Annotated in this window: 16 protein-coding genes; 4 read left to right on the top strand and 12 right to left on the bottom strand. The window is 61.9% G+C overall.

Annotation, left to right across the window (positions count from 1 at the left end; genetic code table 11):
- Window positions 1-16: 16 nt before the first annotated feature.
- The 4 genes from GGQ74_RS15435 to GGQ74_RS15420 all read right to left on the bottom strand — a co-directional run bounded on the left by GGQ74_RS15435 (window position 17) and on the right by GGQ74_RS15420 (window position 4,705).
- Window positions 17-994 (bottom strand): DMT family transporter, encoded by a 978-nt coding sequence (locus GGQ74_RS15435; protein WP_342448633.1) that lies wholly within the window; start codon window positions 992-994, stop codon window positions 17-19.
- Window positions 995-1,074: 80 nt separating this feature from the next.
- Window positions 1,075-3,261 carry an AsmA family protein gene (locus GGQ74_RS15430; protein ID WP_167942498.1) on the bottom strand — a complete coding sequence of 729 codons (2,187 nt, stop codon included), beginning with the start codon at window positions 3,259-3,261 and terminating at the stop codon, window positions 1,075-1,077.
- 126 nt (window positions 3,262-3,387) lie between these two features.
- Entirely contained in the window at window positions 3,388-3,858 is a 471-nt protein-coding gene (locus tag GGQ74_RS15425; protein WP_167942497.1) for a chemotaxis protein CheX, read from the bottom strand.
- Window positions 3,859-4,108: 250 nt separating this feature from the next.
- On the bottom strand, window positions 4,109-4,705 hold the full coding sequence (locus tag GGQ74_RS15420; RefSeq protein WP_167942496.1) for a TetR/AcrR family transcriptional regulator: 597 nt from the start codon (window positions 4,703-4,705) through the stop codon (window positions 4,109-4,111).
- Window positions 4,706-5,194: 489 nt separating this feature from the next.
- On the opposite strand from GGQ74_RS15420, the gene GGQ74_RS15415 reads away from it, so the two are divergent.
- A complete protein-coding gene (locus GGQ74_RS15415; protein ID WP_167942495.1) occupies window positions 5,195-5,434 on the top strand; it encodes a hypothetical protein in 240 nt (79 codons plus the stop codon).
- A gap of 105 nt (window positions 5,435-5,539) precedes the next feature.
- Here GGQ74_RS15415 and GGQ74_RS15410 read toward each other — a convergent pair whose 3' ends face one another.
- From GGQ74_RS15410 to GGQ74_RS15385, 6 genes are all read right to left on the bottom strand, one after another.
- On the bottom strand, window positions 5,540-6,262 hold the full coding sequence (locus GGQ74_RS15410; protein WP_167942494.1) for a TerC family protein: 723 nt from the start codon (window positions 6,260-6,262) through the stop codon (window positions 5,540-5,542).
- Window positions 6,263-6,355: 93 nt separating this feature from the next.
- Entirely contained in the window at window positions 6,356-7,324 is a 969-nt protein-coding gene (locus GGQ74_RS15405; RefSeq protein WP_167942493.1) for a zinc dependent phospholipase C family protein, read from the bottom strand.
- 30 nt (window positions 7,325-7,354) lie between these two features.
- A complete protein-coding gene (locus tag GGQ74_RS15400) occupies window positions 7,355-8,728 on the bottom strand; it encodes a sensor histidine kinase (protein WP_167942492.1) in 1,374 nt (457 codons plus the stop codon).
- Between the two features lie 124 nt (window positions 8,729-8,852).
- Complete coding sequence (locus tag GGQ74_RS15395; RefSeq protein ID WP_167942491.1) at window positions 8,853-9,254, bottom strand: hypothetical protein; 402 nt, start codon at window positions 9,252-9,254, stop codon at window positions 8,853-8,855.
- 93 nt (window positions 9,255-9,347) lie between these two features.
- Window positions 9,348-10,667: an ATP-dependent 6-phosphofructokinase gene (locus GGQ74_RS15390; protein WP_167942490.1), complete on the bottom strand. Its 1,320-nt coding sequence runs from the start codon at window positions 10,665-10,667 to the stop codon at window positions 9,348-9,350.
- 168 nt (window positions 10,668-10,835) lie between these two features.
- On the bottom strand, window positions 10,836-11,234 hold the full coding sequence (locus GGQ74_RS15385) for a cytochrome c3 family protein (protein ID WP_167942489.1): 399 nt from the start codon (window positions 11,232-11,234) through the stop codon (window positions 10,836-10,838).
- Between the two features lie 360 nt (window positions 11,235-11,594).
- Between GGQ74_RS15385 and cbiM the strand changes: the two genes are divergently transcribed.
- Together cbiM and GGQ74_RS15375 are read left to right on the top strand one after the other, a co-directional pair.
- The gene (cbiM, locus tag GGQ74_RS15380) at window positions 11,595-12,206 is read left to right on the top strand and encodes a cobalt transporter CbiM (protein WP_167942488.1); all 612 of its coding nucleotides are present in this window, start codon (window positions 11,595-11,597) and stop codon (window positions 12,204-12,206) included.
- 303 nt (window positions 12,207-12,509) lie between these two features.
- Window positions 12,510-12,794 (top strand): hypothetical protein, encoded by a 285-nt coding sequence (locus GGQ74_RS15375; protein ID WP_167942487.1) that lies wholly within the window; start codon window positions 12,510-12,512, stop codon window positions 12,792-12,794.
- A gap of 161 nt (window positions 12,795-12,955) precedes the next feature.
- On the opposite strand, the gene GGQ74_RS15370 is transcribed toward GGQ74_RS15375, so the two are convergent.
- Both GGQ74_RS15370 and GGQ74_RS15365 read right to left on the bottom strand, forming a co-directional pair.
- Window positions 12,956-13,252: a hypothetical protein gene (locus GGQ74_RS15370; RefSeq protein ID WP_167942486.1), complete on the bottom strand. Its 297-nt coding sequence runs from the start codon at window positions 13,250-13,252 to the stop codon at window positions 12,956-12,958.
- 167 nt (window positions 13,253-13,419) lie between these two features.
- Window positions 13,420-13,776, bottom strand: coding sequence for a response regulator (locus GGQ74_RS15365; protein ID WP_167942485.1), 357 nt, complete (start codon window positions 13,774-13,776; stop codon window positions 13,420-13,422).
- A 341-nt stretch (window positions 13,777-14,117) separates the two neighbouring features.
- Between GGQ74_RS15365 and GGQ74_RS15360 the strand changes: the two genes are divergently transcribed.
- Window positions 14,118-14,297, top strand: coding sequence for a ferredoxin (locus GGQ74_RS15360; RefSeq protein ID WP_167942484.1), 180 nt, complete (start codon window positions 14,118-14,120; stop codon window positions 14,295-14,297).
- The last annotated feature ends 73 nt before the right edge of the window (window positions 14,298-14,370 follow it).

Below are 14,370 nucleotides of genomic sequence, written 5' to 3'. Positions count from 1 at the left end.
TTCGCGGTTGTGAGGTTCAGGCGGTTGGTGCCGGGTTCGGTTCAGGTTCCGGTTCCGGTGTCTGGCGTCTGCCGTCGATGATCATGAGCACCACCGCACCGAGGATAAGTCCGCTACCCATGTAGCCCATCAGGCTGAAACTTTCGTCCCACCACATGAAGGCCATTGCGGAGGCCACAACCGGTTCCAGCGTGGCGACCACCGAGGCCCGCGTGGCTTCGAGGTGCTGAAGCCCGGCGTAGTAGAAGGTGTAGGCGAGGTAGGTGGACAGGATGCACACGGCAACGATGGCCGCCCACGCGCCGGGCGTCTTGTGGTGGAATTCCACGAGGGGGAAGAGCGCCAGCGCGCCGATGGGTAGCCCGTACAGGAAGAGCTGCGGTGTGGTGTAGCGCGGCAGCAGCCGTTTTCCGAAGATGAAGTACATGGCGTAGGTCACCCCGGAGATGAGGCCGAGAACGATGGCCGTGGGCGAAACCGAGACGGCGGCGTTGCCGCTCAGTACGCCGCTCACTCCGGCCACGCCCGCGAGGGTGGCGACCACTGCCGCGATCTTGGCGGGCGTCATGCGCTCGCCGAGCAGCAGCCACGCCATGATGGCGACCCAAGCGGGGGCCGTGTACATGAGTACCGAGGCCATGGCCGCACCGCCAGCGCGGATGGCCAACTGGTACACGCCATAGAACGCGGCCACGCAGACGAGGCCGAAGGCGAGCACCGCGGGCCTGTCGGACCGGGCGATGGCGAGGCGTCGGCTACGCAGCGCCTGAAAGGCGAAGGGGAAGAAGGGAATCACGCAGCGCCAGAAGGCGACTTCGAGCGGTTCGATTCCCAGTGAAAAGGCATACTTGGCAAGCGGACCCGTGATACCCCACAGGACCGCCGCGGTGAGAACGTAGAGATATCCCTTGGAGGTCATGTCCGTCCCGGCTTTAGCTATTGATGTGCGGCAGACAATGCCTTCGAAGCCGGAGAAAATCAACACGGGAGGCACGCCGTTTCCGCGCGGGCGGCTCGATATGCCCCGCTTGGGCCACGCGCCGCGTGTGTCGGTGATTCAGCGCGTGTGCGGAGCTATTCGTCGGTCTTCTTCTTGCCGCCGAAGATGCCCTGGATGCCCTTGCCGATGCCCTGAATGACGTCCTTGCCGATGTCGATGGTACCCTTGCCCACGTCCTCGCCGATGTCGAGCGCCTTCTTGCCGACATCCTCGCCAATGCCGATGGCTTTCTTGCCGACATCGAGTGGCGTGTTGACGATGCCGATGGCGGTTTCCTTGAGAAAGGCGGTCTTGTCGAGGGAGAATTCCGGATCTGTGACCGGGCCCTTCACCGTGAAGGGGATGCGCGGCAGGGCGGTGATGCTCACCGTGGTGCGATAGTCCAGCCAGTTGTTGGAGAGGTCGAGTGTGCCCGCTCCCTCTCCGGAAAGGTGGGGGGCGGAAAGCCGCGTGTCTCCGGTGGAGATCACGCCGTTGCGCACGGACAGGCTGGCGGTGAGCGCGTCGAAGGGCTGCTGCTTCTCGATTTTTTCGGCGCGGTGGTGCGGATCGTTGGAGATGGCGGCGGCGCGCACCGGTTCGGGGATGATCTGGAACCCCTTGAACACGCCGTCGCGCAGGGAGACGGACGCGTTGCCGTTTAGGGTGCGGGACACGGAGGGCCAGTCCTCGCCGATGGCGGCGAGGTCGAGGTCGAGATTCGTGGTGCCGGTCACGTAGTCCTCGCCGGTGAAATTGCGCAGCGCGCTGCCGAGGCTGACGTTGCGGATGCCGGTCTTGAGGGTGCTGCGCGTGGCCTTGGCGGTGAGGTCCGCCGTGAGGTCGGAGGTGATCTGTCCGTCGAAGACGTTGGCCGTGAACGGGTTGATGCGCCACAGGCCGTCGAGGGCCTTGATGCGGACTTCCATGTTCTGCAGGTGGAGCTTGTGAACGTTTAGTGACTCGACCTTGACCCTGCCGTCCACCTTCATGGTCTTCAGCATGTCGCGCAGGGAGTCGTCCTTCTTCTCTGGAGTTGCGGGGGGCGTCGTGTCCGGCTCCGCCTCGGCGTCCTTGTCTGATGCCGGGGGGAGGTAGCGGTTCACGTCCAGCGCGTTAGCGGCGAGATCGAAGGCGATCTGCGGCTTGGCGAAATCCTTCACGCGGGCGAAGCCGGTGATGGCCGTGTCGTCCACGACGAGGTCGAGCTTGCTGACGTCGACGGAATCGCTGGTGGCCGTGGCTGTGAAGGTCATGGCGGCCTTCTGCAGGACCGTGGGGTCTGCGGTCTGCGGTTCCTCGATGTCGAGAAGGCGCATGAGCGCGCGGGGATTGAACTCGCGTACGGCGAGATTGGTGGCGATTTCGGGTTCCGCGTCGAAGTGCTTCACCTCCACGGAGCCGGACACGTCGAGTTCCGCTGTCCGGAAGTTGAGGCTTTCGAGGGAGATGTTGCCCGCGTTGAGGTCGATCATGATGTTCGCGGCCAGCGCCGCCTCGATCTGTCCGCCGGGGATGTCGTCACCGGTGACGGCCACGTCGAGGGATGCGTTTTTGAGCGTGTGGCGCATGAAATCGGGCGAGACCTCCGCGTTGGCCGCCAGCCGGACGTTTCCGCTCAAGGCTGGGGCCTTGCTCGCGGCGGAGGTTTCGAAGGTGAAGTCGAAGGGGCGGCCGGGAGCGAGGGGGCCGGTGGCGAGGTGCATGCCGCTTAGCCGGTAGTGCTGGTCGGTCATCTGGTCGTCCCACGCCAATTGGGCGTTACGGATGGAGATGCCGCCCACGGCGAGGGTTTCGACGGGCAGGCCGCCGGAACTCGTCTGCTGCGCGGTGGCGTTCGGGGTGGTTTGGCCTGTGTCCGTGCTACCAGCGGCGGAGCCACCGGCGAGGTCGGCCCAGTTGGACACGCCCTTGCCGTTGCGGGCCAGCCGCAGGGACAGGCCGTCCACATCCACGTACTTCACGCGGACGTCGCGGTTCAGAAGCGGCAGGAGCTTGACCTTGATGGCCGTACGTTCCGCCTCCACGAAAGGTTCCGCGCCGAAGCCGGGGGCGTTGGAGAGCGCCACCGGACCGAGTTCCACGCCGAGCCACGGAAAGAGCGACAGGGCGATGTCGCCCTTGAAGGTGATGTCGCGCCCGGTCTCTTTTTTGACGAGCTGCGCGATTTCGTCCTTGTAGTCGTTGGGGTCGAGGTAGTGCGGGAGGAGGACGGCGGCCAGTGCTGCGATGGTGACGATGACGGATGCGGCCAGTCCGAGGATGACGAATAGTTTCTTCATGACGAAGCCTCGTTGCGCTGCGGAAGTTGGAATGCGTGCCGACGGGCGCGGCTTCATATCGGCTGCGCTGTCCGTCGGCACGCCGTTCGGTCGTGATCGGCGATCATGGGGACCGCCGGGTGGCGGCTATTCGAGGGAGACTTCCACTGTGAAATCCCCGTGCTCGGTGCCGAAGGGGATTGCCAGAATCGGTTCCTTGGAAATGTGGGTGATGGTGTGGTTGGTGCCCATGATGACGGTCGGGATGCCGCCTTCGAAGGTCATGCCGATTTCGGCAAGTCCCTTGCGGGCCTGCCCGGAGATCATGTTGGTGATTTCGCCCACGGCGTCGCGGATGTCCTGCCCCATCTCGGTGATTTCCTCGCCGAGCATGCTGCTGACGATGGCCAGAACGCAGGGCTCGGTGAACGTGACGGAGATGGTTCCGTTGCGTGCCCCGGACATGCTGATGATTCCGGTCACGTCGCCGTTGGCCGTGGTGTCGCGCTTGATGAACGGCTTGCCGGGGGTGACCTGAATCATGGCCATGGTGGAGATGACGCTCGAAACGGCGGCCAGAAATGGTTTAACGATCCTTGCGTCGTCCTGGATGCTCATGGGGCTGTGTCCTTGCTAGATGGTCGGAGTTGGCTCTGTTTTCTGAATGTATCAGCCAAGGGGACGCGAATCAATAATCGAAGTCGGCCGTTCGTGATCATGGCCGGAGGGCGTGCGCTTTCTGCCCGCGTTTTTCCGGGGGCGGGTTGGACGGTGCGTCGCCGAAGGGGATGTTCGTCGTGCCGCCGCGAGGTGGTGTCGGCCCATGGCCGACGTCCGCACGATGGGGCGCTTTGCGTCAGTTGACGGCCTAGGCCGTGTGCTCCTGTGCGGTCAGCGCATTGTGGGTGAAGACGAGCACCTGTTCTTCGATTTCGGTGAGATGGATGTCCTCGAACAGGCGCATGCGCACCGCTCCGGTAATGGTGCCAAGGACGATGAGCGTCGTCTGGTCCACGTTGATGGGGCGGATGCTGCCGTCGCGTATGCCAAGCGTCAGGGCTATGCGCAGGTATTCGGCCATACGGTCGTGTATGCGCTGGATTTCCTCGCGGCAGGGATCGCCCACGGCGGGCATGGTGTAGGGATTGTTGCGGTGGACGAAGTCGAACTCCACCTCGCGGGTTTCGTAGAAACGGCAGTATGCCTTGACGAGCCGCATGGTCGTTTCGAGTCCGCTTTCGTCCGGCTCGAAGCGCAACATCGTATCCATGTCCGTGAAGAATCTTTCACGCACGCCTCGGAATATGGACAGGAGCAGGTTGGACTTGCTCTTGAAATGCTGGAAGATCGCGCCCTCAGACGTTCCCGCTTCGCGGGCGATCTGGGCCACGGGTGTCGCGTCGTAGCCCTGCGTGGCGAAAAGGGCGGTCGCGGCTTTCAGTATGGCACGTTTTTTCGCGGTCATATGCACTCCGTTCTTTTCGTGGTCGCCTTCTTGCGTTTTGGTACAAACGGGCGTAGCTGTAAAGCGAAAGTAAATGCTCGTTGAAATGCGAGTGAATGCTTTCATCGTTACCGAACAGCCGTGGGCCGTGTTCCTCGCAAGGGGAGCGCCAAGAGGCAGGCGTGGGAGCTGCCCAGATGGGCAGGAGGCATGTCATGGAATATGCTCTTCCACTCGGTTTGCTGGCGATTGTGGCGATCTTCGCTATCCGCTTCTTCGTGAAGCAGGGTAAGAGTTGAGCGTCACAACGGTGAGGGGCGGAATCCACAGGGGTTCCGCCCCTTTCCTTTATGTACCGGGGAGATGCCGCTGACGCTTCGCACTGCGCGGGGGGTGTGTGTTTCCCATCCGCAGTGTGTGTCGCTTTTTCCGTGCGTCAACTTAACTGTTGTTATTTCGGTGGGCTGGGATATATTGACTCCATCCCCCGGCGACAATCGGAGGTTGACCATGCAGTATACGGAAGCAGACATCCCTGTCGTCATCAAGCATGGAGAGATTCTCGGTTTCAGCGACGGCACAACCGTCAGATTCGAAAGCAATGGAGAGGCGAAGGACGTCTTCTTCGGCGATGAATGGACACCGACCATTCAGCTCTTCCCTGCCAACGATTATGCGTTTCAGGCCGGGGGGAAGGCGTTCAAGCTGACTGCCTTGTTCGAGGATGCGTTGAAGGTCGAAAAGGCCTAGCGCACAACGCTTCACTTTCCGGGGGTAGAGACGGCCCGTCGCATGCTGCGGCGGGCTTCTCTCGTTTCTGGGGGAATGGGTGCGGACGGGGCGTCGCGCCGTGTGCTAGCGGGGTTGCGTGGCGCGGGCCTTCTGCATTCGTAGGTTCAAGACCTCGACGAACAGGGAAAAGGCCATGGCGAAGTACACGTAGCCGCGATCGAGGTGCTTGCCCATGCCCTCCGCCACCAGCAGCACGCCCACCAGCAGCAGGAAGGAGAAGGCCAGCATCTGCATGGTCGGATGGCGGGCCACGAAGTCGCTCACCGGTCCGGCGAAGAGCATCATGACTCCGACAGCCACAACGATGGCCGCGATCATCACCTCTATGCTGCGGGCCATGCCCACCGCAGTGATGACCGAATCGAGCGAGAAGACGAGGTCGAGCACGACGATTTGGACCATCGCCGTGACCAGTCCCTTTCCGCGTGCTTGGATGTGGTCCTTGCGGGCCGGGTCCTCCAGCTTTTCGTGGATCTCGAAGGTCGCCTTGGCCAGCAGGAAGAGCCCGCCGCCAAGCAGGACGAGGTCGCGCCCGGTTATGGCGTGGTCGAACAGCGTGAACAGCGGCGTGGACAGCTTCATGATGAAGGCGATGCCCAGCAGCAGGAGAATGCGGGACCCCATGGCCAGCCCGAGGCCCAGGCGGCGCGCCGTGTTGCGGATGTGCGCGGGCAGGCGGTTGGTGATTACGGCGATGAAGACGATGTTGTCGATGCCGAGGACGATTTCGAGGGCGGAGAGGGTGGCGAGGGCCACGGCGTTTTCGAGGGTCAGGAGGTCGAGCATCGTGGAGCGTTGTCTCCGTGAGTGAAGGTTACGTGGATACAGGAGACGGGGTTGGCCGAAGGGACGCTTCGTGCGGCTGACGCGTTTGGCGGTCTAGCCGTCCGTGCCGGTAGGCCGGATGCCCCAGCGTGGAGTCGGCGACAGCATGGGCGCGTGCCCAAGCGTCAGGCGGATGGGGCGCGGCACGGCTGCCAAGTGCGTTTCGACAGGGAACAGCGTGCCCAGCGTGCGCCTGCCGAGGCGCACCTTGCGCTGGACGCGCTGGTGCAGAATCTGGCGGACGCTCCACAGATGGCGGGTGCCGACGGGGTCCAGACTGCGCGAGGGTGTCGTGTCCGGGTGGCGGAGGAAATCGACGACCACGCCGAAGCTCAACTCCAGCATGTCCAGCACGTAGGCTTCCACGCCGCGCGGGGCGAAGTGCCTGCGGGCGATGTTCATGGAAAGCCCAAGTCCCTTGTAGCCCGTCAGACCGAGACTATCGTGGACGAGGCGCTTCTTGATGACGAAGGGGAGTGCCTTGCGGCGCATGGCGGCCAGTAGGGCGCTGTCCGCTTCGGCATGCTCCTGCCGCAGCAGTCTGCGTGCCTTGCGCCTGTCCCACTGCACGAGGGAGTCGGCCAGCATTTCCGTATAGACATGGCTGATACGTCCGGCCATGGGCATGGCCGACAGCATGTTCGGGACGTAGTAGTTGTGGGCCACGGTATCCGCGGCGAGGTGGCTCAGATAGCCCAGCGCGTGGGCGCGGGCGCGCGGCGAGGCCGCAGTGGTCAGGAGCTTCTGCCCCACCAGCCAGTTGTGGCTGTGGGTGGGATGCACGGTGGACCCCTTGCCGAGGAAGATGTCCGCGCTCAGGCAACCGTAGAGAAACGCGCTCCCGTTGGAGCGGAGGACTTCCGCCATCACGGGGGTCAGCAGTCCGAGATTGCCGAGGACGTATTCGCCGATGGCCATGTGGACGCCCGGACCCCATGCCAGAGCCTGTCTGTCGGGATACAGGAGGACGACAAGGAACGCGATCAGGGCCGTTGCGGCCCTCGCGATGTGTTTCGTGAGCATGCACAGAGAATAAGCAAGCGGCGGTTTCTGTCAATCCCGCATGCAACCGTCTGTCGTCATGGATGAATTTTCGTGCGGGAATTCGATATGGAATCGTGTGTCGCCATTTGCCGCGCAGGAGAGCGTGCCGCCAAGATGCGACAGGACCAGTCCGTGGAGAAGGCGAAGCCCCATGGTCTTCGGCATGTCCGTGTCGACTTCCGGTGGCAGGCCGTGCCCGTTGTCGGAGTAATCCACGATGACGGTGCCATTCTCGTGGCGGATGCGCAGGGTCAGGCGGTTGTCGTCCGAGCCGTTGAAGGCGTGGCGGAAGGTGTTGGTCAGCAGTTCGTTGAGTGCGAGACCGAAGGGGATGGCCTTGTCGAGTGGCAGGAAGACCGGCCGGGCGTCGAAAGTCGGGGTGATGCGGCGCGAGTCGTACATCGCGGCGACGCGCTCGAAGAGCTTTCGGCTGTAGGTGGCGATGTCGATGCTGTCCATGCGGTCCGCCTCGTAGAGCTGCGAATGGACCAGCGCCATGCTTTGCACCTTGGTCTGAATGTCGCCGCACACGGAGAGAACTTCCGGGTCGCGGATGCGGGTATGCGCCACGTCGAGTAGGCTGCATATGATCTGGAGATTGTTTTTGACCCGGTGGTGGACCTCCTGAAGCAGTAGACGGTTTTCGGCCAGCGAGCGGAGCATGGCTTCCTCGGCCGTCTTCTGGGCGGTGATGTCGTTCACCGCGCCGACGATGCGCGTGGTGGGGCCGTCGGGATTTCTGCGCTGCGGGGTGGACCGCTGGCGTAGCCATTTGATCTGGCCGTCGGGCGTGACGATTCTGCACTCGCATTCGGATTTTCTGCCCGCCAGCATATCGTCCATCCATTCGGCCATGGAGAAACGGTCGTCTGGGTGGAGCATCTCCGTGAACAGGCCAATGCCTTGGGGCTGATCCGGCGTGTGTCCGCACAGTTCTGCGAAGGAGGGTGAGAACCACTCGGGGACGATGCTGCCGTCCGGCTGGACATTGCAGATGAAGGAGTAGTCGGACGCGACTTCGGTGATGGATCGGAAACGCTCGCGCAGCAGGGACTGCTCCTGCGCCAGCCGGAAGCTGTCCTCCATGGCGGGGAGCAATTTCAGGAATCCGAGGGCCAGTAGAACGCATCCCACGAGATATCCGACGAACTCCTCAAGTACTTCTGCGTATCGGATTCCGTTGATGGTGAGGCTGTCGTAAAGGCGGGGGAAGTGGTCCGTTATGTCCATGAACGAGCCGAAGGTCAGCAGCGCAGTCCCGGAAAGGACGAAGCGCCAGCCCTTGAGCCCCGCGAGATGGGGATTTCTACTCGCCCGCGCGAACATGATGAGAATGCAGAGACAGAGAACGGCGCGTAGAGGTTCGAAGATGAGGTCTTCCATGGTCACACCTCCGGCAGAGTGAAGCGTCGCGAATTCGTGCTGTCGTCGAGTATGGAGATACTAGGTGAAGGCGAGGGGGGCTTGCAATGATTTTTTCAATAAAAACAAATGATTCAGTGCATGATCATTGCTGCGCTCGGGCGGGGCGTCTGGCGATGGTGACCGTGTAGAGCAGCGTGTCGCCGGAAAATTCGTATTCCGTCGATACGAGATAGCGGGAGGGCGCTTCGCGAAGTTCTATGCGTATCTGCACGTGGCCAGCCGCCTTGCGGAAGACGCTCGTGATGCGCGTGAGGTGCAGGCCGTCGAGCTGGCGTTCGGCCGGGCCGGACCATTGCGTCACGCCGAGGGCGTCGATGACGATGCGGGGTGGTACGCCGTCCAGAACGGCCAGCTCCGGGATGGGCATGTCCCGGCCGGTGAAGCGCAGGGTGACGCGCTCCTCGCTGGATTCAGCATGCAGCGTGGCGGCGCATGTCGCGCACATGAGAAGTGTGGCGCACAGAAGCAGGCAGAGCCGTTGCATGGGGCGGACTCGCGGTTCGGGTGGGGCGTCCGGCGATGGCGCGGTCCGCGTTCTCCGCCCGGACGCATGGCGGAGAACGCGGGCGTGTTCATGTTAGCCGAAGCACGAGGACATGTAGAGGAATTGGCCCGTCGATTCGAGGACGGAACGCCAGTAGTCCGAGCCGATGTTGATCCTGCGGCGCTGGCCGGTGACGAGGTGCAGGGGCAGATGGATGAAATGCCCGCGCATCTTGCTGATGACCATGCCGGTCTTGCCCGACATGGCCGCGTGGACGGCATGCTGGCCGAGGAATCCGCAGTAGACCCTGTCGTTGGCGTTGGCCGGGACCGAGCGGATGATGTAGCTCGGGTCGATGAACTTGAGCGTGTGCTCGATGCCCTTGCGCTCGAAGTGGGCCTTGATCTCCCGGCGCAGCACGGTGCAGATGTCGCCGAGGATGGGGTTGCCCGAGGCGTCGGTTTCGCCGGAGGTCTTGCTGATGTCCTGCCCGGCGCCCTCGGCCACGACGATGACCGCGTGCCCTCGGTCCGCGAGGCGGCGTTCCAGGCCTTCAAGCAATCCGCCCTCGCCTTCGAGAGTGAAGGGAGCTTCCGGGACGAGCACGAAATTGACGACCTTGAGCGCCAGAGAGGCCTGCGCGGCGATAAAGCCGGATTCGCGGCCCATGAGCTTGACCATGCCGATGCCGTTGTAGGCACCGGTGGCCTCGGTGTGGGCGCAGTTGATGGCGATGGTGGACGCCTCGACCGCCGTGTCGAAGCCGAAGGACTGGTAGATGAAATTGATGTCGTTATCGATGGTCTTCGGGATGCCGATGACCGAGATTTTGAGATTTCTGTCTTGGATTTCCTTGAGGAGTGAGGCTGCGGCCTGCATGGTTCCGTCTCCGCCGATGAGGAAGAGCACGGAGATGTTCATCCGTTCCAGCGCGTCCACGATTTCGTCGGCGGGCTGCGGCCCGCGCGAGGAGCCGAGGATGGTGCCGCCGAACATGTGGATGTCCGACACGGAACGGGGCGTGAGCTCCTCGATGGGGTGCCCGTATTTGGGAATGAAGCCTTGCAGTCCGTAGCGGATGCCGAGCGTCGCCGCTACGTTGTAGTTGTGGTGGGCTTCCATGACGATGGCCCTGATCACGTCGTTGATGCCGGGGCAGAGGCCCCCGCAGGTCACGATGGCGCATTTCGTCTTGGACGGGTCAAAATAGGTATTCTTGCGCGGGCCGGCCAGTTCGAGCTTGAGGGTCTGGCTTGCGCTCGCTCCGTCGTCCAGATCCTCCGCGAAGTTGACCTGCGTGGCTGCCGAGTCCTCCATGAACCTGCAATAGGGCATGTTGGAAGGAATCTTGGCGGGGCCAAGCGTCTGGATGGTCGTGTCGATGCGCTTGACGTCCTTCTTCTTCGTCGGCATGGGGCGTGCTCCTGTATGTTTCCTGTCAGCGATGTTTCCCCGAAGTGCCTTTATGGATAGCACACTATCCGTTCAGGTAAAAGAGCGCCGCCGGGGCGCTTTTCGCCGCAGGATGCCGAATGGACGCCGATGCGCCACGTTTCGCGTTGGCATCGGCGTCCAATGCATTTATTCCTTGTGGCACTCCTTGCAGACGACGGGACCCGTGGCGGCCTTTTCCTTCTTCATTTCCTTGTGACAGCCAAGGCAGCTCTGCTTTCCCTGCGCGTGATAGGCGCGGTAGTGGGAGCGGTCGCTCTTCTTGTCCGGGAACTGGTCATGACAGCCGGAATTCTTGCACTTCACGATGTCGGCGGTCTTGTCCCACTTGTGGTGGCAGGCCGTACAGTCGAGTGCTTCGTGCCGCAGATGCGGGAAGACCACGGGCGGTTTGGTGGGTGTGTTGCCCTCGGGGACCTCGATGGTGATCGGCTCCTGCGGGGCCTTCGGGCTGGTTGCGCCCGCCGGGACGAGCCACACGCATGCGAGCGCGGCCGCGCAGAGGATGAGGGAAATTTTTCGTTTCATGCCGGGCCTCCTTTCATTGTGAACGGATGCGGTATGCATGCAGGGACGCATGGAAATCATGACAGTGCATCGACAGTAGCAGGGCGCATGGTTTGTCGCAAGACGGTTGGTCCGATGTGGCGTCGCGTCCGATGCGTCGCGCAGGATTACCCTTGCGCCGTAGCCGCTGATGCTCGTGCGGCCATCGCTTCGCGTGCCGCTCGATGATGATTTTATGCCGCTGCCGGTCCGTGCGGATGTATGGATGGTTGGAAAACCCTGTACTGCAAGGCAAAATGTACTCTGCGGTTTTCATGGGCTTTCACGGTGACACGGCAGGTCGTTTCGTGTAATGGGACGGGGAATCATCAAGGAGGACGTATGCACATCTCCGAAGGCGTTCTGTCCACGCCCGTTCTGCTTGGCGGGGTGGTGCTGGCGGCCGTGGGAACGGCCGTGGGGTTGCGGCGGGTGGATTACGACAGGCTCATGCATGTGGCCATACTTTCCGCAGTCTTCTTCGTGGCATCGCTCATCCATGTGCCCATTGGTCCGTCCAGCGCGCATTTGGTGCTCAACGGTCTTCTGGGGGCCATGCTCGGTTGGGCGGCCTTTCCGGCAATCCTGATAGGCTTGACCCTGCAGGCCGTGCTGTTCCAGTACGGTGGGCTGACGGCCCTTGGCGCGAACACCTTCAATATGGCGGCGCCGGCCGTGGTGTGCTTCTACCTGTTTCGTCCGCTCATGATTTCCGAGGCCACAGTGCGGCGCAATGTGGGGGCGTTTCTGTGCGGAGCGTTCGCTGTGCTCGCGTCCGGGCTGCTGACGGCGGTATCCCTCGGGCTGTCGGGCGACGCGCTCATCCCCGCTGCGCAGACGCTTTTCATCGCGCATTTGCCGGTGGCGGCGGTGGAGGGGTGCGTGGTGTCCTTCGTTGTCTCCTTCCTTGCCCGGGCCAAGCCGGAAGCGCTTGGTGTGCGTCCTGCGCATTGAGTGTGTTGGCGTTTGCCATGTTTTTTGAGTGGCATACGTGTTTGAGTCGGCGGGTGGAGGAAGGAAAAAACGTTGTGTGGCGGGGGAAAACCCTGTTGCATGACGGTGAATGATTCGTGATTTCACGGTGTAGCATTCATTTTCGACTATTTGTCGGAGCGTATGGCGTTTTTTGTTGATATGGAGTAATCACTCGCTCTGAGTGCAACATCGCATTTGCGGTGCCGATGACGCCGGAAACGAGTTTTGAAGCAATTGTACGGCTGTAGAGCCGAAAACGAAATGTGCCCCAAGGAGTGTCGCATGGTGACGGAAGAAAGCTTGCCGCTTGAGGAGATGAACAAGGAAGAGCTTCTTGAGCAGCTGGAGGGAGGCCTTTACGCACTCCTGACGGAAACCGAGGAATACGAGCAGCTTGTGCAGATGGCTGTTGCCCTCGGCATCAAGGATTTCGTGAACAACGTCTATGGCGGCAGCTCCGCCAACGAGATCATCGAGGTCTTCTCCGATGGCGAGCAGGCCCTCGGAAAGTTCGTCGCGTTCGCTGGTTCCAAGGGCCTCATCGATCTGGACGAGGACGAGGAATAGTTTTTTGTGCGGGCCGCGCCACTGGCGCGGCCCGCATTGCATTTCGGCGCGGTGCGTCGCATTTTCGGCTTCCTTCCCCGGTTGCCGATGAGAAAACCCCGTCAGGCCCAGCCTGACGGGGTTTTTCCGTGAATGGCGTCATTGGCGGTTTGTGCCCGCACTCATGCAATCTTCGAGAAGAGGGAGCCCTTGCCGGAGTATGCGGCTCCAAGGACGCTCTTCTGAAAATCATAGCTGTGGTCGCTTTTCCCTCCCAAAGCTCCCTGGTTCATGTAGTCCAGCGTCTTGCTGACGACCTGTGCGCCGAAGGTGGTCTTGTCCGTCGGCGCGAGTGCATTGGCCGAAGCTGTGCCAGACTGGTTCATGGTGTCGATTGTTTTAGTGACGACGGCGGCCCCGAACGTGTTTTTGGATACGAACGGGGATGCGCTCGCCGACCCGATGCTGAAGCTGCTCATGGATGCTTCCTCCCTTGCGGGAAAAACCGAAAACGACGCCTCATCATGCTGAATCGGCATTTTGGGCGCGGGGTTTATCCCCGTGGGGGAAGCTTTTTGGCGTGTGTGCCCCAACGTGGCGATCTCGATGGGGATGTTTTTTGCGGTGGAAGGCAGGCGCGCGGGGATTAAGTGAGTTCGCGTATTTTTCGGACGAGGTCGTTGCTGTTGTAGGGCTTTTCGATCCAGTCGGTGAAGCCTGCGGCGCGGTAGTCGTCGAAGTCGCGGCTGTTGTAGGCGGTGAGGGCGATGATCGGGATGGCGGTGCCGCAGGTCAACTCGCTTCTGATCTTGCGGGCGGCCTCCATGCCGTCCATGACGGGCATCTTGATGTCCATGAGTACGAGGTCGCAGGGATGGGCGCAGAGCGCCTCGATGGCCCGCTTGCCGTTTTCGACGGCGGTGACAGTGTAGCCTCTGTCCTCAAGGGACAGGCGTGCACTTTCGCGCGTGATGCATTCGTCTTCGACCAGCAGAATATGCATGTGCGTTGCCTCACTCGTGGACTGCATGAAGCGGGTGCCGTATCGGACGCCGGAGCCTATGGATGAGTAGCGCATCCTAGAAACGGGGAACTCTTTTGTCAAGGGGGTGCGGGGTGTTGCAGCGGTTGCTCTGCCTCGGCCAAGGAGGTGGGCAGGGCGGGGCGTTTGGGCGGGTTTCGGCTCGAACGGTGAGGGGGCGCGTTCTCCGCGAGGTGGGTACGGCGGAAGAAAATCGGCGGCTGGGCAGTGTTTTGCGAAATGAAAAATTCCACTGGTCAAGAACGGTTCGTTGCATGTATGAATGGTGTGTATTTCAAAAAAACGTGCATGGAGGCAATGTTATGGCTATCAGGATTGACGAGGAAGCTTGCATGGGCTGTGAGTCCTGCGTTGAGCTGTGCCCCGACGTTTTCGAAATGGACGCCGATGGCGAGAAGGCTGTGGTGAAGAATCCGAACAGTACCGACGAATGCGTGCAGGAAGCCATTGATTCCTGCCCTGCCGAAGCGATTTCGCGGTAGCGGCCCACAAGGAACGCGACGAAAGGCCGGCCTAGCCGGCCTTTCGTGTTTCGGGCCCATGGCGCGGCTCTGT

It is taken from the genome of Desulfobaculum xiamenense, from assembly GCF_011927665.1.
Lineage (GTDB): Bacteria > Desulfobacterota > Desulfovibrionia > Desulfovibrionales > Desulfovibrionaceae > Desulfobaculum > Desulfobaculum xiamenense.
The sequence above is the reverse complement of the archived record's forward strand: the minus strand, read 5'-3'. Positions and strand labels throughout refer to the sequence as shown.

Bases quoted from the DNA above. Each gene is read 5' to 3' on its own strand.
- GGQ74_RS15430 (WP_167942498.1), bottom strand. From the start codon at position 3,261: ATGAAGAAACTATTCGTCATCCTCGGACTGGCCGCATCCGTCATCGTC.
- GGQ74_RS15425 (WP_167942497.1), bottom strand. From the start codon at position 3,858: ATGAGCATCCAGGACGACGCAAGGATCGTTAAACCATTTCTGGCCGCC.
- GGQ74_RS15420 (WP_167942496.1), bottom strand. From the start codon at position 4,705: ATGACCGCGAAAAAACGTGCCATACTGAAAGCCGCGACCGCCCTTTTC.
- GGQ74_RS15415 (WP_167942495.1), top strand. From the start codon at position 5,195: ATGCAGTATACGGAAGCAGACATCCCTGTCGTCATCAAGCATGGAGAG.
- GGQ74_RS15410 (WP_167942494.1), bottom strand. From the start codon at position 6,262: ATGCTCGACCTCCTGACCCTCGAAAACGCCGTGGCCCTCGCCACCCTC.
- GGQ74_RS15405 (WP_167942493.1), bottom strand. From the start codon at position 7,324: ATGCTCACGAAACACATCGCGAGGGCCGCAACGGCCCTGATCGCGTTC.
- GGQ74_RS15400 (WP_167942492.1), bottom strand. From the start codon at position 8,728: ATGGAAGACCTCATCTTCGAACCTCTACGCGCCGTTCTCTGTCTCTGC.
- GGQ74_RS15395 (WP_167942491.1), bottom strand. From the start codon at position 9,254: ATGCAACGGCTCTGCCTGCTTCTGTGCGCCACACTTCTCATGTGCGCG.
- GGQ74_RS15390 (WP_167942490.1), bottom strand. From the start codon at position 10,667: ATGCCGACGAAGAAGAAGGACGTCAAGCGCATCGACACGACCATCCAG.
- GGQ74_RS15385 (WP_167942489.1), bottom strand. From the start codon at position 11,234: ATGAAACGAAAAATTTCCCTCATCCTCTGCGCGGCCGCGCTCGCATGC.
- cbiM (WP_167942488.1), top strand. From the start codon at position 11,595: ATGCACATCTCCGAAGGCGTTCTGTCCACGCCCGTTCTGCTTGGCGGG.
- GGQ74_RS15375 (WP_167942487.1), top strand. From the start codon at position 12,510: ATGGTGACGGAAGAAAGCTTGCCGCTTGAGGAGATGAACAAGGAAGAG.
- GGQ74_RS15370 (WP_167942486.1), bottom strand. From the start codon at position 13,252: ATGAGCAGCTTCAGCATCGGGTCGGCGAGCGCATCCCCGTTCGTATCC.
- GGQ74_RS15365 (WP_167942485.1), bottom strand. From the start codon at position 13,776: ATGCATATTCTGCTGGTCGAAGACGAATGCATCACGCGCGAAAGTGCA.
- GGQ74_RS15360 (WP_167942484.1), top strand. From the start codon at position 14,118: ATGGCTATCAGGATTGACGAGGAAGCTTGCATGGGCTGTGAGTCCTGC.